The organism is Lacticaseibacillus boliensis (assembly GCF_054784775.1).
This window is the reverse complement of record NZ_BAAIHN010000003.1, coordinates 40,363-61,097: the sequence shown is the minus strand read 5'-3', so window position 1 is coordinate 61,097 and position 20,735 is coordinate 40,363. Positions and strand designations below refer to the sequence as shown.

The following is a 20,735-nucleotide window of genomic DNA, read 5'->3' as shown; positions in this document are numbered from 1 at the left end:
TGAGACGTCTAGAACTTACTTCTTTTTGCTGGAGCTCTTGCGTAATTGATCGCCGAGTTTATTGAACGGGCGGTTGCCGCCGCGGTTGTTACCGTTGTTGTGGCTACGATTACTGTTGTTGTTGCCGCCGCGGCGTTCGCCACCACGACCGTTACGGTTGTTACCGCCTCGGTTGTTGCCACCGTTGCGAGGGCCGTCGCTGTGGTTTTGGCCACGGCCGCGGCTTTCGCGTTTCACAACGATGTCGGTCTTCGGCGTGTCCTCGGTCGGGATCAGCGAGAAGTCGATCTGACGCTGTTCGACGTCGACGTTTTCGAGGTGCACGCGGCACGTCTGGCCGATGCGGAAGATCTTGTGGAACCGTTCGCCGACCAACGCCATCTGGTTTTCAACAAAGGCGTAGTAATCGTCTTTCATCCGGGAAATGTGGACAAGGCCTTCGACGGTATTTGGCAAGGCCACAAACATCCCGAAGCCGGCAACACCGGATACGACGGCATCGAAGTCTTCGCCGACCTTGTCGGCCATAAATTCGGCCTTCTTCAGGTCATCAACAGCACGTTCAGCATCGACAGAGTGCCGTTCGCGGACAGAAGCCTGCACGGCGATTTCTGGCAACTTGGCTGACCACTTCGCCTGGATGTCTTCGCCGGCGCCTTGCGTGGCGTATGAGCGAATCAGACGGTGGACGATCAAGTCAGGATAACGCCGGATCGGACTGGTAAAATGCGTGTAGTATTCCGCGGCAATCCCAAAATGCCCGAGTGGGTCTTCGGAATAATGCGCTTGTTTCAAACTACGCAGCATCTTCACGTTGACCATCATCTCTTCTGGCGTTCCGGCCACAGAGGTGTTGACTTCTTGCAACATCTTCGGGGTCAGCTTGGCGCCTTTTTTGATCGGGATGGTGATGCCAAACGTCGCCAAGAACTCGGTGAAGTCCTTGATGCGATCGTCGTCTGGGGTTTCGTGCACCCGGTAGAGGAATGGCAGGTGGAGCTTGTTGTAGTGTTCCGCAACGGTTTCGTTGGCCTGGAGCATGAAGGATTCGATCATGCGTTCAGACAAACCGCGTTCACGCAATACGATGTCGGTCGGGTGCCCGTTTTCGTCCACGATGATCTTGGCTTCGTGTTCTTCAAAGTCGATCGCCCCGCGGTCGTGGCGCATCTTGTAAAGCACTTGATGCATCTCGCCCATCAGATCAAGCATCGGCACGAGGTCTTTGTACTGCTCACGCAATACCGGGTCCTTGTCGGTGATCATCTTGTTGACGTTGTTGTAAGTCAAACGCCCGTGAGAGCGGATGATCGATTGATAGATGTCGTGGTTGACGACTTTGCCTTGCGGGGTGATTTCCATATCACACGACATGGCCAAGCGGTCGACGTCTGGGTTCAGCGAGCAGATGCCGTTACTCAAGCGGAACGGCAGCATCGGAATGACGCGGTCGGTCAGGTAAGTCGAGGTCCCGCGGTCAAAAGTCTCTTTGTCCAGCGGTGAGCCTTCGGTGACATAATACGACACGTCTGCGATGTGCACGCCAAGATGGTAGTTGCCGTTGGGTAGCTTCCAAGCAACGACGGCATCATCGAAGTCTTTGGAATCGTCGCCGTCGATGGTGACAACTGGCTGGTCCGTGATGTCGCGGCGGCCGATCCGGTCTTCGTCGGTGACGTGATCCGGGATCGCGTTGGCCTGGGCCATCGCGTCTTCCGGGTATTCGGTGTGGATGTCGTTGGCCAAAGCCAAAGACAGCACGTCGACGCCTGGGGTGTTTTTGTTCCCGAGGTTTTCGGAAATAATCCCTTGCATCGCCTTAGGATGGTCGCGGTCTGGATAATCGGTGATCTCGACCATCAGCATATCGCCCACTTCTGGGATCATGCCGGTGTTCTTGACGAAGACCGGATAGCCTTTGAGCTTCTTTTCGTGGCTGACCACGGTGCCGATGAAGCCGGTACGTTGGGCTTCGCCATCAGACAGCGGCGTGTATTCGCCGACCAAGCGCGCGATCTTGCGGTCCAAGACCTTCACGACCTCGGCTTCAGAGCCGCGCGAATCGCCAGGCCGCGCACGGCGGGTGACGTTGATCTCGACAGTGTCGCCGTCTAAGGCATACTTGGTTGCTGGTGGGGCGATGAAGAAGTCGTTGTCTTCGTCTTCAACGGCGACGAAGCCAAAACCTTTTTCATTGCCGTGGAAAACGCCTTCGAGATGGCCGGCGGGCTTGCCACCAAGCTTATACATCGCGTCGCCTTCAGCGTGGATCAGGTCATCATTTTCTAACGCAGTCAACGCCTGCACCAACACCTTGAAATCGTCTGCGGCTTCAACATGCAAGGCCCGGCTCAAACTCGATGTGGAAAAAGCGATCTGCTGGTTACGCCGAAATACGGCGAGTAATTCATTTCTCATGTGGCCAACTGTGGTCATTAATTGTCCCTCGTTTTCATAAAATTAATAATATCCGTCTCAAGCACGCGATGCGCGTTGTTCACCGTGATCACGTGACTGGCATCTTCATACCAGTGAAAATCCACCGTCGCGTGCGTCAACTGCGTGCGCAGCTGCTTGGCACGCTGGGGGTCGATCATTTCATCGGCCCCGGCCTGGCCGATAAACACAGGCTTGGTCACCGCCGGCAAGGCCGCAGCCACCGGCGCGGTGAACGCCGCGATCGCAGCCAGCTGTTGGCGCAGTTGCGGCCGCACGGCTTCAGCGTTGTCCGGCAACTCTGCTAAACGTCGCAGATAACGGTTATACGCCAGAAACTGCGGTTCGATGTGTTGCTCTCCGGCAACGATTGGTGACGATAATACCCCACCCAAAGTGACGCTGGGCAGAACTTCTAACGCCTTCATGGCAAAAACCCCGCCGAGGCTGAGGCCAAAAACTGCCACCGCCGGGTATTTGGCAGCCATGTGCGCGACCGCCTTTTGCGTATCTGCCCACCACTGGTCAGGCGTCGCCGCCAAAACTGGTTGCAGATCGGCGTGGCCGTGGCCGGTGAATGTCGGCCCGTACACGCCATAGCCGGCCTGGTTCAACGCGGTCCCGAGCAGGCGCATATCGTTTGGGCTGCCCGTATATGCATGCAACAAGACGATCCCGATGTCTTGTCCTGGTTCTTCGAATGGTCGTGGTTCGCGAAACATTTGCACTCCTTGTCAACAACTCAGCAACATGGCCAAGCGTTTGAATCCTTGCTGATGCCTGCGGTGCGCTTCAAAAAAAGTCCCCCACTAGCTGCAGGAGACTTGCCGTTAATGCGATGAGAGATACACCAACACCAGAGCAAAGGCGAAGAACAGCACGCCTAAAAACACGGTGACTTTCTCCATGAACGCTTCAAAGCCCCGGGACTTCTGCTTACCGAATAAGTCAGTCGCACCGCCGGACAAAGCGCTCAGCGCATCTTGTTGTTTGCTGGGTTGCATCAAAGTTGCGATCACGATCAAAACCGAGTCGACGATGAGCAACGTCATGAATAGATTCTGCAAAGCTTAGCCTCCTACGCTTGCCGTCGCAAGTTAAACACTACTATCTTATAGGTTATCACAACGTGAAGCCAGTGACTAGTCTCCCAGACGCATCTGCACAAAACTCCCTGTCTGCACAACGACTTGATACCCGCTGGTAGCGAGTGCTTCTCGCAGCGCAGAAGCCGCCGCAACAGTCACCACGACGTCGTCGTGATAATGATACTGCCCCTGCACAAACGCCAACGCTTCTGCCACCAACTTCGTGGCAAAAGGGGCATCACTGATCTGCTCAGGTGCTGGCAGTAACAACAGATGCAGATCGGCGTCGGGAAACTCGCATTCGAGCACCGCCACCAGCTGATCGTCGGCAACGACCGCAAAATAATCGGCGCCGTTATCAGCAAAGATTTCGCCGAATTCGACCGGTTGGCGGTCTGGCGCCAGCGTCAAGTCTGCGGCGTCGCCGGTAAACTGCCAGGCGACATACGCCGCGGCTTCGATCCGATTTAAACGATGAATATCCATGATCAAGTCTCCTTTTGCAGGCGCTCGGCCAGTTTTTGGATCTGTTCGCGTACTTGGGCGCGCTTGTTGGCATCGACCAGCAGCACCAAGGTGTCCCCCGCGCGGATAACGGTGTCGCCGTGAGGGATCACTTGATTTTCACCGCGGTTGACCCCGATCAACAGCGTCTGGCTCGGCCAGGCAAAATCACGCACCTGCTTGCCTTCCAACGCGTCGCCGGCAAACACCGGCAGCTCCAGACGATCCATGCGGTGGATCGATTCGATTTTCTTGCTGACGGTCATCCGGCGTAACAAGGACTCGTAGATCGGCGCCCCGCCCAAGATATCCACAACGATATAAGCGACCAGAGACATCACCGCCATAGGCATCAGGTGGGTAAGATTACCCACCATCTCCGTAATCAATAAGATCGCGGTGAACGGTGCCTTCCCGATGCAAGCGAAGTAGCCGGCCATCGAGAAAATGATCAGGTTCATGACATAGACCCGCGGTAACAACCCCACCTGCACCATGAACACGCCATAGACCGCCCCGATCACCGCCCCTAAGCTGAGGATCGGCAGGAAGATCCCCCCAGGTAAGCCCGACCCGTAAGAGATCATGGAATAGATAAACCGCGCGGCAAAAATCGCCAGCAAGATCCCCAACGATGGCACCACACGCCCGAAGCCGACGATCATGCCGTTACCGCCACCGAGGATGCTCGGCGCCCACAGCCCCATCGGGATCACCAACAAAAACGGGATGATGCCTTGAAAATAGCGCGGGATGTGCGTTTTGACATACCATTTTGGCATCGCCAACAACACCCGCTGATACAAATAACCCAGCAACCCGAGCACGACCCCTAACACTAATAGGTGCCAGTAAAGCGTCACCGGCAGGCTACGCGAGTACACCAGGTGCAACACCGGCACCTCGCCAAAAACGTTCAGCGAGATGAAGTCTGACCCGAGCGCGCTTGCTAGCGCAGTGATCCAGACCAAGGGACTGAAGTTGTGATAGACCTCTTCTAAGACGAACAAGGTCCCGGCAATCGGGGCGTTGAACGCCGCCGCAAGCCCGGCGGCAGACCCTGAGGCGATCAAGATGCGCCGATCCGACCCTTGCCGATGCAACCCTTCTGCAACGCCTTGACCGACCGCCGCACCAAGCTGGATCGACGGGCCTTCACGCCCGAGGAAAAGTCCCGGCCCGATGCTCAAGATTCCGGCGACGAACTTTTTCCATAGCACGGACCACCAATGGAATTCCATCTCTCCGGCCAGCTGACCTTCGACCTGGGGAATCCCAGAACCAGAGATGCTCGGCTCGCTTTTGAGCAGTGCCGCCACGATGATGCTCAAGGCCACCATCCCGCCCGCCAACCAGGCAAGTTTGCCGGGCGTCGGGTCGCGATAGATGTGTTGGACAAAAATCAGGATGCGTTCGATGGAGAAACGAAACATGCTGATCACCGCGCCTGTCAGCAGTCCCACAACCAATCCTTGCAAGACAAACTTCAAGCGCGTGCCATCGATTTTGGCTTTAATTTTCAACAGACGTCCCCCCCAATACCAGACAAAAGCTATTTTCATTATACCGGTGCCTGCGGATGAAAAACAGCATTCTTTCCGACGTTGTCCGGCAGCGTCAGTCTTCTTTAGGATGTGTTTGAGATAGTGGTATAGGTCGGGTTTGGTGTGTTCCGGCCCTAGAGATGGCTGGAGCGGTGCGAGGCGCTCAGGAGCTAACTCTCCGCTTCGCTACGAGTGGATCTCCTTCGACGCCTTTGTTGTAAGCGGCAAGCCGCTAACAACAATGCCGCGCCTGAGCCATCTCGGGCCTCCACACACCAAACCCTGACGTTAACGTCCTGTGTCACCGGAAGTGGCAATTTCCAAGAGAGTAGAGATGGACTAGTGGCTGACAACACGTTTGATTCCGAATAGATTAGTTGTGATCAACGAAGTAAATCAGTTGTCCATGACATCAAATTATCCTGATACGCAGAATCTAGGGTGTGGGTGAAAGTGACGGAAGCAGGTCAATCTGACGTGGTGAGATTGCTGTTAGCGACTTGTCGCTTACAGCAAAGCGCAGGTGGAGATCCACTCAGCGAAGCTGAGTGGATCTCCGCCGAGCACCCTCTCCACGACAGATTGAAGCCTGCTGGTGTCGCTTTCGCCCGCACCCGACAGCTTACTGGTCTACCACACCCCAAATGCTTACGCTGCCAGACAACGACAGCACAAAAAAGCACTTCTCTGCGTCCAGAGAAGTGCTTTTGCGGAAGATTGGGAATTAACCCTTGTAGTTCTTAACTTCCTTAACGTTGTAGAAGGACTGGCGACCCTTGTATTGAGCAGAGGAGCCAAGTTCGTCTTCGATCCGCATGAGTTGGTTGTACTTCGCGATACGGTCGGTACGGCTCATGGAACCAGTCTTGATTTGGCCGGCGTTGGTTGCAACAACCAGGTCAGCAATCGTGGTGTCTTCGGTTTCACCGGAACGGTGGGAAACAACGGCGGAGTAGCCGGCTTCCTTAGCCATTTCGATAGCTTCGAAGGTTTCGGTCAAGGTACCGATTTGGTTAAGCTTGATCAAGATGGAGTTCGCAACGCCCATGTCGATACCCTTCTTCAGGTAGTCGGTGTTGGTAACGAACAGGTCATCACCGACAAGTTGAACTTTGTCGCCCAACTTAGTGGTGATTTCTTGCCAGCCTTCCCAGTCGTTTTCATCGATAGGATCTTCGATAGAAACAATTGGGTACTTCGCAACGAAGCCAGCGATCAAGTCGATGAATTCGGAAGTGCTGTAAGAAGTGTCAGGATCGGACCACTTCAGGGTGTAACGCTTGGTTTCTGGATCGTAGAATTCAGAAGAAGCAACGTCAAAGGCGATGGCAACATCGACACCTGGCTTGTAGCCGGCGTTGGTGATCGCTTCAACAAGGAATTCGAAAGCTTCTTCGTTGTCCTTCAAGTTAGGCGCGAAACCACCTTCGTCACCGACGGAAGTGATGTCACCCTTAGACTTCAAGAGGGCTTGCAAAGCGTGGAAAGTTTCGGAACCCATGCGGATGGCTTCGCGAACAGACTTCGCGCCAACAGGCATGATCATGAATTCTTGGAAGTCGATGGTGTTGGTAGAATGTGCACCACCATTGATGACGTTCATCATCGGGGTAGGAAGCACATGGCCGTTAGGGCCGCCAAGGTATTCGTACAATGGCAGACCAACTTCAGCAGCAGCTGCACGAGCAGCAGCCAAGGAAACACCAAGAATGGCGTTAGCACCGAACTTGCCCTTGTTAGGGGTACCGTCGGCTTCGATCATGGTCTTGTCGATCAGGCGTTGGTCGGTAACGTCTAAGCCGACAACTGCCTTAGCAAGTTCGTCGTTGACATGGCCAACAGCCTTCAAAACACCCTTGCCGCCGAAGCGATCTTTGTCACCGTCACGTAATTCAACGGCTTCGTGTTCACCGGTAGAAGCACCTGATGGTACAAGTGCACGGCCAAAGCCGCCATCTTCGGTATAAAGTTCAACTTCAACAGTAGGGTTGCCACGGGAGTCGAGGACTTCGCGTGCTAAAACGTCAGTAATAATAGACATGGATTTCTCTCCTTTAAATTAGGTTGAAAATTAATGTATATAAGGAACCAGCAACAGGAACCAGATTCGCGACTCCAGTTGTCATGCTGTGGTTTTTCGTCGAGTGCCGCAAGACAACGGCATTGTGTCTAAGACATCTCGGTCACGTCACGGCGTTGCCACAACGCATCCAAGCTATCCTACCCACATGCCTATAAACGTCGAGCGCCGCTCTGGTAAAGATTAGTCTTGGTAGTTAGCCAAGGCGATGAAGGATTCTGGGTCCATGGAAGCGCCGCCGACTAAGCCGCCGTCGATGTCTTCTTTGGCCATTAATTCCTTCACGTTAGCAGGCTTCACAGAACCGCCGTAAAGAATACGAACAGCATCTGCGGTTTCTGCATCATAAAGCTTCTTAACCGTTGCGCGAACGTGAGCAACGACTTCTTGTGCTTGGTCAGCAGAAGCAGTCTTGCCGGTACCGATCGCCCAGATTGGTTCGTAAGCGATAACGCTCTTCTTTACGTCATCAGCAGACAAGCCAACTAATGCACCCTCAACTTGGTAAGCAATCCAGTCGTTGGTTTGGCCAGCTTCACGCTGCTCGAGGCTTTCGCCACAGCAGATGATTGGGAGCAAACCGTTGGCAAGGATGGCCTTAGCCTTCTTGTTGATGTCTTCGTCGGTTTCGTGGAAATAGCCACGGCGTTCGGAGTGGCCGATGACAACATAGTCAAGACCCATTTCCTTTAACGCCTTAGGACTGGTTTCGCCGGTGAAGGCCCCTTCGTTTTCGAAGTAGCTGTTTTCAGCCGCAGTCTTCAACGGAGTCCCTTCAGCGCCTGCAACCAAGGTAGTCAAGTCGATTGCCGGTGCGGCAATAACGGTTTCAACCTTAGAAGCTTCAGGGAGCTTGCCCTTAACGCCATCCAAGAACGCCTGAGTTTCCTTAGGGTTCTTGTTCATCTTCCAGTTACCAGCCATGATAGGTGTACGCATGTTTTATCTCCTTTATTTGAGAAAAATACTTGGTGATCATCGTCGCGTGCCGCAAGCCGTCGCCTGAAGTCACGCAGATGCCATTTTGATCAACCTAGCCGTCGCCAAGTTGTTCTCTGGAATCGTCAAGCGTCACAAGGCCTCGGCCTTGCGTTGCTCGTGATGATTACTTGTTGGTGATCGCAGCGATACCAGGTAATTCCTTACCCTCAAGGTATTCAAGGGATGCACCACCACCAGTGGAGATGTGAGTGATCTTAGGTGCGATGCCAAGCTGCTTAGCAGCCGCAGTAGAATCGCCACCGCCGATGATCGTGGTTGCGTCGGTCAAAGCACCGAGTGCTTGGCCAACTTCCAAGGTACCCTTGGCGTAGTTGGACATTTCGAACACACCCATAGGGCCGTTCCAAACAACCGTCTTCGCGTCGGCAAGAACCTTCTTGAAGTCTTCAACGGACTTAGGGCCGATATCCAAAGCCATGTAGCCGTCAGGAATGTCACCTTCAACAACCTTATGAGGGGCGTCGTTGGAGAATTCGGTTGCGACCACGTTGTCAACAGGCAGAACCAGCTTGTCGCCGGCTTCGTCGATGATCTTCTTGGCAAGGTCGATCTTGTCGGTTTCAACCAAGGACTTACCAATGGAGAGACCCTTAGCTGCGTAGAAGGTATAGGTCATGCCGCCGCCGACAAGGATCTTGTCAGCTTTTTCAATCAAGTTGGAGATCACGCCGATCTTGTCGGAGACCTTCGCGCCACCTAAGATGGCAACGAATGGGTGCTTCGGGTTTTCAACCGCATCGCCCAAGAACTTGATTTCCTTTTCCATCAAGAAGCCAGCAGCTGCTTGTGGCATGTTGGAAGAGATACCAACGTTAGAAGCATGGGAACGATGAGCGGTACCAAAGGCATCGTTGACGAACAGGTCGCCAAGGCTTGCCCAGTACTTGCCAAGTTCAGGATCGTTCTTGGATTCCTTCTTGCCGTCAAGGTCTTCGAAACGTGTGTTTTCGACAACCAAAACGTCACCGTCGTTCATCTTAGCAATCGCATCTTCGAGTTCCTTACCGCGAGTAGCAGGTACGAAGGTAACCGGCTTCTTCAGCAATTCGCTCAAGCGGTCGGCAACTGGACGCAAGGACAATTCCTTCTTGTCTTCTTCGGTCTTAACGCGGCCAAGGTGAGAGAAGAGGATCGCCTTACCACCATTGTCGATGATGTATTGGATAGTCGGCAAAGCCGCAACGATACGGTTGTCGTCACCAATCACGCCGTTTTTGATCGGCACGTTAAAGTCGACACGAACGAGGACCTTTTTGTCCTTGACGTCCAAGTCAGAAACGATTAATTTCGCCATTGAATAAAACCCTCCTAATGAGTTGATGTATCTATTGAAACACCGCCGCTTGATCGATCCACGATGCTTAGATGACGATTCAATGAACTTTTGTCGTCATCTAAACACCGCGACTCGATTGCGTCGCGGTGCCTGATAGCAAAGCTATCAAAGAAAAAAGGCGGAGGGAGAAACTCCCTCCGCCCTCTTCATTACGGTTGTAAAGCTGTTAGCCAGTAATCAGATTACAGGGTAGCAAACTTCAGCAAGGTACGGATCATTTGGCAAGTGAAGCCATATTCGTTATCGTACCAAGCAACCGTCTTAACTAATTGGAAGTCACCTGCGGTGGTAACTTCGGTTTGGGTAGGATCGAAGACGGAACCGTAAGTGGTGCCGATGATGTCAGAGGAAACAACTTGATCAGCGTTGTAACCGAAGGATTCGTTACCTTCAGTGTGCTTCTTGATTGCTTCGTTGATCTGATCAGCAGTAACGTTTTTGGTCTTCAAGATGGAAACCAATTCGGTCAGGGAGCCGTCAACAACAGATACACGTTGTGCGTGACCCTGCAACTTGCCGTTCAGTTCTGGGATAACGATACCGATAGCCTTAGCAGCACCGGTGCTATGAGGAATGGTGTTCACAGCAGCGGAACGTGCAGCACGGAGGTTACCACCGCGAACAGGGCCGTCAAGCAGCATCTGTGTGGAGGTGTAAGCGTGAACCGTGGTCATGGTACCAACTTCGATACCGAATTCCTTGTTCAGGAAGTATGCCATCGGTGCAAGGCAGTTGGTCGTGCAAGAACCAGCAGAAACGATCTTGTCGTCGGAAGTCAAGGTGTCATCGTTAACGTTGTAAACGATGGTCTTGATCTTGCCTGCAGGAGCAGAGATCAGAACACGTTGTGCGCCAGCGTCCAAGTGAGCTTGGGCCTTTTCAGCAGAGGTGTAGAAACCGGTACATTCGAGGACGTATTCAACGCCGTCGTTCTTAACCCACGGAATGTTTTGAGCCTGAGGTTCAGCATAAACGCGGTATTCCTTACCGTTAACAACGATACCGTTGTCGGTCGCGCTAACTTCGCCTGGGAAAGTGCCATGAGTGGAATCGTACTTCAGCAGGTGAGCCAACATAGCTGGGCTGGTCAAGTCGTTAATTGCAACAACTTCGATGTCGCCAGATTGTGCGCCTAATTCGAAGATGCGGCGGAAAGCCAAACGACCGATGCGGCCGAAACCATTGATACCAATTTTAACAGTCATGCTAAAATTTCCTCCTTTAGGAAATAAGAGTTTTATTCTAACGGGTCTCCCCAGTTAAAATCGAGTTTGCAGCACCGACGTCCGTGATTAACCACGTACGGCTCGGTGCGTTGTGCATGTATGCGGCGATCGCCTGGGCTTTAGAACGTCCACCAGCAATCGCAAACACATACGGGATATGATCAAGATCCGGAATGGTCAAGCCAATTCTTGGGATCTTGTAAATAACCTCGCCTTCGCGATTAAAAAACGTGCCGAAGGTTTCTGAAACTGCATGTTGCTCACGCAGTTTCTGTAAGGCTGAAGGTGGCATAGACCGGCGTTTCGCCATGATCAATGCATCACCTATACTATGGATCACTACCTGCGCATTGTCAATCATTTGTAACACTTCTTGCACCGCAGGTTCCTTAAGAAGTGGTTGGTAGGTTTGCTCACTCACATTTTCTGGAATGTACAACACCTTGAAGCGGCTGTCGGTCGCTTCCGCCATGCTTGCAGCAACGGAATTGGCCTGGATGGCGACGGCTTCACCGACGCCTCCGCGTGCAGGAACAAACGTCAATTCCCGCCCAGTCGACAGTTTGTAGGTCAACTGTCCGGCGACTCTGGCCATTGTGCTACCGCCCATCACGGCGATAGTCAATCGTCCGGCAGGCAACACGACCTGCATCGTCGAATCGAGCAACTTACCCATCTCATCAAGCACACGCACGCTTTGATCAGCGTCGCCGTTGACGATCAGGCAATGATCGATGCCAAGCTTTGCGGCCAGACGCTTCTCATCATCCTTGAAGCCGAGTAATTGGTTCATCAACGTCTCAAGGCCTTGGAACACGTCCAAACCTTTACCGGTCAAAACCATGCCTGACTTCGACGATTCGATCAACCCAAGTTGACGCAGATAATCACATTCTGTCCGCAACACGCGCTCAGAAATCTTCATCTGGTCTGCCAACGTGCGGCGCCCAACTGGTGCTAACCAGTTGATATACTGCAGGATCTGATAGCGCTTAGTCACGACGCCAACCAGATCTGGAGCGATGGCTTCGATCCAGCCGAATTCAGATTGCATCTTGCACCAACTTCCGCGGGTCGTTATTTGTCCAACGTAGTCAAACAGCGACCCATGCTGGGCAAAAAAATTAGGAATCTCAGAACAACTCTGCACTCCCTACCAACGTGTCTTATTATAACAACCCGCCAAAAGCCGTGCAAGCCAAAACCCTCAAGAAGTCGCACATCTTCTTTCAGATGGAATGTTTTGTTCAGCAACGGACCCGGCATTCGCGATGCAAAGGCTTTCTCGATTTGCAATTCCGCCTTTTTAGATGAAAACGTTCGGGGGTATTCTCACGGGGTTTTCATTTTCAAGCATCCATCGCACACAAAAAGCGTGCATCGCGGCACGCCTTTTGATTCACTAAAATTACTTTTGATCAGCCTTGTCGACCAAGATATCATCGATCAGACCATAATCCTTGGCTTCTTGCGCAGTCAAGTAGTGATCACGTTCAGTATCGGCTTTGATCGTATCCATGTCTTTCCCAGTGGCATCAGATAAAATCTTGTTCAAGCTCAACCGTGCCTTCAAGATCTGTTCAGCAGCGATCTCGATTTCGGTTTGTTGACCTTGGGCACCGCCTAATGGCTGGTGGATCAAGACTTCTGAATGTGGCAAAGCAAAACGCTTGCCTTTAGTCCCAGCTGCTAACAGGACAGACGCCATGGAAGCTGCCATCCCGATCGCGATGGTCTGCACGTCAGACTTGATCAGGTTCATCGTGTCTAAGATCGCAAGCCCTGAGGTGATGACACCACCTGGTGAGTTGATATACATGTAAATATCTTTTTCGGAGTCTTGCGCGTCCAAGAAGAGCAATTGGGCGATGATGGAGTTAGACACCTGATCATTGATTTCGCCGGATAACATGATGATCCGGTCTTTGAGTAAGCGCGAGTAAATGTCGTAGGCGCGTTCGCCACGGCTAGTTTGTTCAACGACTGTTGGTACTAACATAATATTCCTCCTTGATTACCACGTGGGATTAGCACTCATTTGAATACAGTGCTAAGCATACGTCAAAAGTCAAAAAAGGTCAAACCCTACGTGGAAATTTTTTTACTGTCATAAGCATAGCACAGCCGCCAATCATCCAAAAAGAAATCAGCGTTTTTTTGCAAAAGAAAAACGCCTATCACTAGACGTTTAATCTTTCCGCTATGCGGTTTCTGCGCAGCCCGGGAGTCGAACCCGGATTTCGAGAACCGGAATCTCACGTGCGATCCATTACACTAACCGCGCAAGTACTTAATTATCTTACGCGATTCAGTTGCACTTTGCAAGTGATTTAGCCACGTAATTCTGCATCCGCCACTTCGCTCAGCTTGGCGTCGACATTATCGACCCCATCCTTGATCTTGCGGTATTCATCAACGGACATGTCGACTTTGTTGATACACGAGCCGACGTGTTGGTAGATGTCTTCGCGCAATGCTTCAGCCTTGTCGGTGAGGCTGACATCGACGCGGCGTTCATCGACGGTCGAACGCGAACGCGTGATCCAGCCATCTTTTTCCAGCCGCTTCATCAAGGGCGTCAGCGTCCCGCTATCTAATGAAAGCGTCTGGCCGACTTCCTTCACCGACATCGTGCCGTGTTCATACAGCGACAACAACGTGATGTATTGCGGGTAGGTCAGTTTGTACTGTGCGAGCGCCTGTGAATAGAAGTGGTTGAACTGCTTTTGCGCCTTGTAGATCGAAAAACACAGTTGCTCATCTAACAAAATCGGTTTTGCCATGGTGTTACCTCCCAAGTCTGTCCCAAATATATGAAAGCGATAAATTCACTCACAACTTATTGTACACGATTATCTGGACGTTGCAATCCGTTTGTATACAAAATAATTGCCGTCTACAACAGTAGGCGACAATTATTTCGACTATTATACACAATCATGCATCTTTGGGTTGTTGATATCCTTCGGCAATTTGGTTTAACTTGCGTAAACGGTGATTGATCCCCGACTTGGAAATCGCCCCGCTGGGCACCATTTCACCCAACTCTTTGAGTGAAACATCAGGATGGGCCAGGCGCAAGGCCGCCACTTCTCGTAGCTTTTCGGGCAACGTATCCAAGCCGACATGACTCTTCAGGTAGTTAATGTTTTCGATCTGCTTGTGCGCCGCGTCCACGGTTTTGTTGAGGTTGGCGGTTTCACAATTCACCAGCCGGTTGACGGAGTTGCGCATGTCGCGAACGATACGTACGTCTTCGAACTTGAGCATCGCGTTGGTCGCCCCGATCACCTGCAAAAAGTCAGCAATCTTCTCGGCTTCTTTGAGGTACACAATGTAGCCACTGCGTCGCTCGACGGTACGCGCGTTTAACCCAAAATCGTTCATGATCGTCAAGATGTCTTCGTTGTGATCTTGATACAAAGAGTAAACCTCGAGATGATAGCGCGAAGTTTCGGGATTGTTCACGGAACCACCAGCCAAAAACGCGCCGCGTAAGTACGACCGGCGCCGTTGCTCTTCGCCCATGATCTTGGCACCGATGGCGGTTTGAATCGACAGCCCACTTTGATCGAGGATATCCAGATCCGCCAGAATCTCGTTGACGCGGTTGCTCAGCCGCACCACGTATTGATTATTCTTCTTCAGCTTCATTTTCCGCCGCACGATCAGATTGGCTTCAACATGGTAAACTTGCTTCATTAACGCGTACAACCGCCGGGCGATCGCCGGGTTTTCAGTTTGCACGTTCAACACAAACTGATGGTTCAAGATTCCTAAGGTCCCGTTCATCCGGATCAAGGCAGACAACTCCGCCTTGGCATGTTCCGGGTGTACCTCCAGTTGCGTTAGCTCTTTTTTGACTGTACTGGCAAAACTCGCCATGTGCTCACCTCTTTTTCATCGTGCCGACCTGAAAGGCCAAGTTCAAGATCTCTGCGGCCACCTTGTCGCCATCGTGGAACACCCCGTGATCGCGCAGCTTCAAGAAGTCGGCCGAGATCACACGACACCCCATCTTGCGCAAGGCGGCATAATCGGAGGTCACCGGACTGGAGATTTCGTTGTACTTCTGGCGGTCGAGGTAATGTGCCGGAACGGGTTTGATGTTGACCAACACCGTATCGACAAAGGCCTCGCCAAGATGGTCATGCAACACCTGAACGTGCTGGGCATCGGTGAAGTTTTCCGTTTCACCTTTTTGCGTCATAATATTGACGATGTAGATGACCTCAGCCTTGGTTTGCTTCACCGCTTCCCCAAGGTTCTTGATCATCAAGTTGGGTAAAATGCTGGTGAACAAACTCCCAGGCCCCAACACGACCACATCAGCGTCCATGATTGCAGAAATCACTTCTTGTTCAGCGACAGGTTCCTGATGATCGTTAGGATCAGACTCTTCAACATGAACGCGACTAATCGTCTTGCCAGCCGCTGAAATCTCGGCTTCACCGGCCTGCGTGGTGCCATCGGTGAAGGTCGCGTGTAGCGTCAAAGGCTTGTTGGACGCCGGGTAAACATGTCCGTCAACATTGAGCATCTTCGACAGCACCTGAATCGCCGGGAAGATTCCTCCCTTCATCTCCGACAACGCCGCGATGATCAAGTTGCCAATCGCATGGCCAGAAAAGAAACTGTCGCTGGAGTTGAACCGGTATTGGAAGACATCTTGTTGGACACCAGGCATGTCCGATAAGGCCACCAAGACGTTACGGATATCGCCAGGCGGCACGACGTTGATGTAGTTGCGGATGACGCCGCTAGAGCCGCCGTCGTCGGCAACGGTGACGACCGCCGTCACGTCAGCATCTTGTTCGTGCAACGCCTTGACGATCACCGGCAAGCCGGTGCCGCCACCGATCACGACGACTTTAGGGCGTCGCCCGCGAATGACGCGAATAATTTTGTTTCCATTAACACTCATGAGCGATTCACCGTCGCTTTACGCTTATTGATGTCACGATGGGTGATATCGACCGGATAGGCTGCTTCAAAAGCATGGCCGATCCGCTCAGCGAAGGCGACGCTGCGATGCTGACCGCCGGTGCAACCGATGGCGATCGTCACCGCCGTTTTACCTTCTTGCTGGTACTGCGGCATGATCTCTGCGAGCATCGCGTAGAACTTCTGGTAGAACGATTCCGCCTGCGGATTATCCATGACATAGTCATACACGGGCTTTTCCAAACCGGTCTTTTGCCGGTATTCCGGCACGTAATACGGGTTTGGTAAAAACCGCACATCCATGACAATGTCAGCATCGATTGGTAAGCCGTACTTAAACCCAAACGACATGACTTCCAGGTGGAACGTCGGGTGCTCGGCCGATTTAAAGGTCACAAACAACTTCTCCCGTAGCTGACGCGGGCTGAGGTTGGTAGTATCGATCACCACCTGCGCACGGTTGCGTAACTCGGTCAGCAAACCGCGCTCTTTTTGGATGCCATCCATCAACCGGCCTTCCATTGCCAATGGGTGGCTACGGCGGGTTTCTTTGTAACGCGAGACTAATTCTTCATCGGTCGCGTCTAAAAACAGGATCTGCGAGGTGACAAACGCCGTTGAATCGAGGTTTGCCAACATGTCGATGACCTGGTCGTAGAAGGACTGCGCGCGCAGATCGACGACCATCGCCACTTTGGTGATTTTGCCGGATTCTTTTAAAAGCTCACCGAACTTCGGCAACAAGGCCGGTGGCATGTTATCGACACAAAAATACCCAAGATCTTCAAAAGACTGGATTGCTACGGTTTTACCGGCGCCAGACATCCCGGTGATAATTACCAGTTTCAAGGGTTGATCAGCCATACTATCCCCTCCATACGCGTCTAAGACGCTGTGATAGGTACGCTGGCAATTATAACATGCCGGGCGTGTCAATGACACACCCGGCTTTCGTTATCACACCAGCAAATAAAAGACCCGCGCACCAACCATTGGTTCCGCAGGCCAAAGCAAAAGCTTAAATATTGCGCCGGGCAAACGCCGTGATAATCGCATTGACCCCCCAGATGAAGAAGAACATGGCCAACAGTGTCACGATCCCGACGGCGGAAATCACTGGTTGCATAATAAACAGCAAGCCAACGAAGATAGACAACACATCTAACACGATGTTGATAACGAACCACACCGTCCCGGCTCGACGAAGATGACCGGCGTTAAGTAAGTTGGCAATACTATCGATCAAGAACCAAGCAGCGAAGAAATATGCGATCGCCAACACCGCGGTTTCCAGATTGAACACGAACAAGACCCCGACCACGATGTCCAAGATCCCGGCCAATCCAGATACCCAAGCCAACCCGCCGGTCAGTTCGCGCAACTTGGAAAATGCCGCCAGAGTCGCGACCCCGCGGATGATCGCGATGATTGCAAAGATAAAGCTCAGCGTCATCATCGTCGCGCCTGGATTGCGCCACATCACGATCGCCCCGATCAAAAGCGCGACGCCGGTGATAAATTCGCCCCAATCAAAACCCATTCTCGTTCGTTGACTAAACATAATATCCCTACTTTCATTGAGTTCCCTTTCATTGTACACGAAACCCTCTCCAAAACGAACCTGTCCAAATCCGTCAACTAAAAAAAGCAGGCGTCCGCACCCCCTTAGACCGGGTTTACAGACACTTGCCGTTGGCAATACTTACATTCACTTGTTAGCTTTGGCCGCCATCCGCGCCTTATCGCGTTCCAAAATTGGCTTGAGATACTGACCGGTGTAGCTGTTAGGCACTTCTGCGATCTCTTCCGGCGTCCCGGTGGCGATGACAGTACCGCCACCGTCGCCACCTTCAGGGCCCAGATCGATCAGCCAATCAGCGGTTTTGATGACGTCGAGGTTGTGTTCGATCACCAAAACGGTGTTACCTTCGTCAACCAACCGTTGCAAAACTTCCAGTAAGCGGCCGATGTCGTCGACATGCAAACCGGTGGTAGGTTCATCAAGAATGTAGAAATTCTTCCCAGTCGATAGCTTCTGCAGCTCAGAGGCCAGCTTCATGCGCTGCGCTTCCCCGCCGGAAAGCGTGGTGGCGCTTTGGCCCATGGTGACATAGCCTAGGCCGACGTCGATGATTGTCTGCAACTTGCGGGCGATCTTCGGGATCGGGGCAAAGAACTTCACAGCTTCGTCAATCGTCATGTCTAAGACGTCAGAGATGCTCTTACCTTTGTAGGTGACTTCCAGGGTTTCAGAATTGTACCGTTTGCCGTGGCAGACTTCACATGGCACGTAGACATCAGGTAAGAAGTTCATCTCGATCTTGATGATGCCGTCACCTTTACAGTTTTCACAGCGGCCGCCTTTGACGTTGAAAGAAAAGCGTCCTTGGGTGTAGCCGCGGAGCTTGGCCTCGTTGGTTTGGGCAAACAGCGCGCGAATATCGTTGAACACCCCGGTGTAAGTCGCCGGGTTAGACCGCGGTGTGCGACCAATCGGGCTTTGGTCGATATCGACCAGCTTCTCGATGTTTTCCCAGCCTAACAGCTGCTTGAACTTACCCGGCTTGTTGGAGTTACGGTAAAGCTTTTGCGCCAGCGCCCGCTTGAGGATCGAGTTGACCAGCGTCGACTTGCCAGAACCGGACACGCCGGTGACGGCAATGAACTTGCCAAGAGGAAAATCAACATCGATCTGCTTGAGGTTGTGGTCTGCGGCGCCGGTGATCCGGATCGCCTTGCCGTTGCCTTCCCGGCGTGTGGTCGGGACCGGAATGAACTTCTTGCCGGCGAGGTACTGGCCGGTTAGCGACTTGCGCGAGCGCATGACCTGCTTGGGTGTACCTGCGGCCATGATGTACCCGCCGTTGTCCCCGGCCCCGGGGCCAACGTCGATCAAATAATCCGCTGCCAGCATCGTGTCTTCGTCATGTTCAACGACGATCAAGGTGTTGCCGAGATCGCGCATCTTCTTCAAGCTGCGGATCAAGCGATCGTTGTCGCGCTGATGCAACCCGATTGATGGTTCGTCTAGGATGTACAACACGCCACTGAGATTCGAGCCGATCTGCGTCGCCAGCCGGATCCGCTGAGCTTCACCGCCTGACAGCGTGCCGGCGCTACGACTAAGCGTCAGGTAATCCAGCCCGACGTTTTCCAAGAACGTCAAGCGGTCGTTGACTTCCTTAACGATCGGCTGGGCAATGATCTTTTCGCCTTCACTCAACTGAATACTTTGAAAGAATGGCAGGGCATCTTTGATTGCTAGGTTGCTAGCTTCTGCGATGTCTTTGCCTTGTACCTTGACCGCCAGCGCCTGGCGATTGAGCCGCTTGCCGTGGCAAACCGGGCAGGTCAATGCGGTCATGTACTGGCGCATTTGATCGGAACCGAAAGCGTAGTTGTTGGAATGATACCGGCGCTCGACGTTGTTCATCACACCTTCAAACGGCGCGTCGACATCGCGCACGCCAAAATCACTGTCTGCATGAAAATGGAACTCCTTGCCGCCGCTACCGTACAGAACGAGGTCTTGTTGCGCCTTGCTCAGGTCTTGCCACGGCTTGTCCCGCGGAATCTTGAACGCGTCACAGGCCTGACGCAACATCGATGGGTAGTAGTTGGCCGTCGCGGAACTCCACGGCGCCACCGCGCCTTGATCGATGGTTAGCGTCGGATCGGGAATCACCAGATCAACATCGACATCGAGCTTCATCCCCAGCCCGTCACATTCTTCGCAGGCCCCAAAAGGCGCGTTGAACGAAAATAGTCGCGGCTCCAGCACCCCGATCGTGAAGCCACAGATTGGGCAGGCAAAATGTTCCGAGAACACCAGCGGGTCGCCGCCGATGACATCCACGGTGGCATAGCCTTCGCTCAGCCGCAATGCGGCTTCAAACGAATCAAACAACCGGCTGCGGTTGTCCGCGTCATCTGGCTTGACCACGATCCGGTCGATCACGATATCGATGTCGTGGTTTTTGTTCTTGTCCATCTCAAAATCAGCGGAGGCATCCATTACCTCACCGTCGACACGCATGCGGACATAGCCTTCGCGCACGATCTTCTCTAAGACCTTCTTGTGTGCGCCTTTTTTGTGGCGGACGATCGGGCTGAGGATCTGGATGCGGGTACGCGGTTCAAGCTTTTGCACGCGGTTGACCATCTGCTCAACGCTTTGGCTGGTGATCGGGGTCCCGTCGTTGGGACAGATCGGATGACCGATCCGCGCCCACAACAGCCGCAGGTAATCGTTGATCTCGGTCACCGTGCCGACGGTCGAGCGCGGGTTTTTGCTGGTGGTTTTTTGATCGATGGAAATCGCCGGACTCAGCCCGTCGATGGAATCGACATCAGGCTTGTCCATCTGTCCGAGAAACTGGCGGGCATACGCGGACAGGCTTTCAACATAGCGCCGTTGGCCTTCCGCATACAACGTATCAAACGCCAGGCTGGACTTGCCAGAACCACTCAGGCCGGTCATGACGACCAGCTTGTTGCGCGGGATCGTCACATCGATATCCTTGAGGTTATGCGCACGCGCACCATGAATTACAATCTTATCATTTGCCAAAAAAA

Annotated in this window: 17 protein-coding genes and 1 tRNA gene; all 18 read right to left on the bottom strand. The window is 52.8% G+C overall.

Translation table 11 applies throughout. The features are described 5' to 3' along the window. Positions 1 to 15: 15 nt before the first annotated feature. The 18 genes from rnr to uvrA all read right to left on the bottom strand — a co-directional run bounded on the left by rnr (position 16) and on the right by uvrA (position 20,730). Positions 16 to 2,436 carry a ribonuclease R gene (rnr, locus tag ACYVRB_RS02290; protein ID WP_461213290.1) on the bottom strand — a complete coding sequence of 807 codons (2,421 nt, stop codon included), beginning with the start codon at positions 2,434 to 2,436 and terminating at the stop codon, positions 16 to 18. Continuing rightward, positions 2,436 to 3,158: an alpha/beta hydrolase gene (locus tag ACYVRB_RS02285; protein WP_461213289.1), complete on the bottom strand. Its 723-nt coding sequence runs from the start codon at positions 3,156 to 3,158 to the stop codon at positions 2,436 to 2,438. Before ACYVRB_RS02285 ends, rnr begins: the two co-directional genes overlap by 1 nt. A gap of 108 nt (positions 3,159 to 3,266) precedes the next feature. Next, on the bottom strand, positions 3,267 to 3,503 hold the full coding sequence (gene secG / locus ACYVRB_RS02280; protein ID WP_461213288.1) for a preprotein translocase subunit SecG: 237 nt from the start codon (positions 3,501 to 3,503) through the stop codon (positions 3,267 to 3,269). 75 nt (positions 3,504 to 3,578) lie between these two features. Next, on the bottom strand, positions 3,579 to 4,010 hold the full coding sequence (locus ACYVRB_RS02275) for a hypothetical protein (RefSeq protein ID WP_461213287.1): 432 nt from the start codon (positions 4,008 to 4,010) through the stop codon (positions 3,579 to 3,581). Positions 4,011 to 4,012: 2 nt separating this feature from the next. Continuing rightward, positions 4,013 to 5,551, bottom strand: coding sequence for a ClC family H(+)/Cl(-) exchange transporter (locus tag ACYVRB_RS02270; RefSeq protein ID WP_461213286.1), 1,539 nt, complete (start codon positions 5,549 to 5,551; stop codon positions 4,013 to 4,015). 745 nt (positions 5,552 to 6,296) lie between these two features. Then, positions 6,297 to 7,613: a phosphopyruvate hydratase gene (gene eno, locus ACYVRB_RS02265; protein ID WP_461213285.1), complete on the bottom strand. Its 1,317-nt coding sequence runs from the start codon at positions 7,611 to 7,613 to the stop codon at positions 6,297 to 6,299. A gap of 222 nt (positions 7,614 to 7,835) precedes the next feature. Further along, a complete protein-coding gene (gene tpiA, locus ACYVRB_RS02260) occupies positions 7,836 to 8,591 on the bottom strand; it encodes a triose-phosphate isomerase (RefSeq protein WP_461213284.1) in 756 nt (251 codons plus the stop codon). 166 nt (positions 8,592 to 8,757) lie between these two features. Next, entirely contained in the window at positions 8,758 to 9,948 is a 1,191-nt protein-coding gene (locus ACYVRB_RS02255) for a phosphoglycerate kinase (RefSeq protein ID WP_461213283.1), read from the bottom strand. 224 nt (positions 9,949 to 10,172) lie between these two features. Further along, on the bottom strand, positions 10,173 to 11,195 hold the full coding sequence (gene gap, locus ACYVRB_RS02250; protein ID WP_461213282.1) for a type I glyceraldehyde-3-phosphate dehydrogenase: 1,023 nt from the start codon (positions 11,193 to 11,195) through the stop codon (positions 10,173 to 10,175). 37 nt (positions 11,196 to 11,232) lie between these two features. Next, entirely contained in the window at positions 11,233 to 12,270 is a 1,038-nt protein-coding gene (locus tag ACYVRB_RS02245; RefSeq protein WP_461213281.1) for a sugar-binding transcriptional regulator, read from the bottom strand. 354 nt (positions 12,271 to 12,624) lie between these two features. Further along, a complete protein-coding gene (locus ACYVRB_RS02240; RefSeq protein WP_461213280.1) occupies positions 12,625 to 13,215 on the bottom strand; it encodes an ATP-dependent Clp protease proteolytic subunit in 591 nt (196 codons plus the stop codon). 213 nt (positions 13,216 to 13,428) lie between these two features. Next, positions 13,429 to 13,500 (bottom strand) — tRNA-Arg (locus ACYVRB_RS02235). A gap of 46 nt (positions 13,501 to 13,546) precedes the next feature. Beyond that, on the bottom strand, positions 13,547 to 13,999 hold the full coding sequence (locus tag ACYVRB_RS02230; protein ID WP_461213279.1) for a MarR family winged helix-turn-helix transcriptional regulator: 453 nt from the start codon (positions 13,997 to 13,999) through the stop codon (positions 13,547 to 13,549). Positions 14,000 to 14,153: 154 nt separating this feature from the next. After that, complete coding sequence (gene whiA / locus ACYVRB_RS02225) at positions 14,154 to 15,101, bottom strand: DNA-binding protein WhiA (RefSeq protein ID WP_461213278.1); 948 nt, start codon at positions 15,099 to 15,101, stop codon at positions 14,154 to 14,156. Between the two features lie 4 nt (positions 15,102 to 15,105). Then, positions 15,106 to 16,140, bottom strand: a complete 1,035-nt coding sequence (locus tag ACYVRB_RS02220; protein ID WP_461213277.1) for a gluconeogenesis factor YvcK family protein — start codon at positions 16,138 to 16,140, stop codon at positions 15,106 to 15,108. Next, entirely contained in the window at positions 16,137 to 17,024 is an 888-nt protein-coding gene (gene rapZ / locus ACYVRB_RS02215) for an RNase adapter RapZ (protein WP_461213276.1), read from the bottom strand. The genes ACYVRB_RS02220 and rapZ overlap by 4 nt, the downstream gene beginning before the upstream one ends. Before the next feature lie 154 nt (positions 17,025 to 17,178). Next, positions 17,179 to 17,721, bottom strand: a complete 543-nt coding sequence (locus ACYVRB_RS02210; RefSeq protein ID WP_461213275.1) for an HdeD family acid-resistance protein — start codon at positions 17,719 to 17,721, stop codon at positions 17,179 to 17,181. 147 nt (positions 17,722 to 17,868) lie between these two features. Continuing rightward, on the bottom strand, positions 17,869 to 20,730 hold the full coding sequence (gene uvrA, locus ACYVRB_RS02205) for an excinuclease ABC subunit UvrA (RefSeq protein ID WP_461213274.1): 2,862 nt from the start codon (positions 20,728 to 20,730) through the stop codon (positions 17,869 to 17,871). Positions 20,731 to 20,735: the final 5 nt, after the last annotated feature.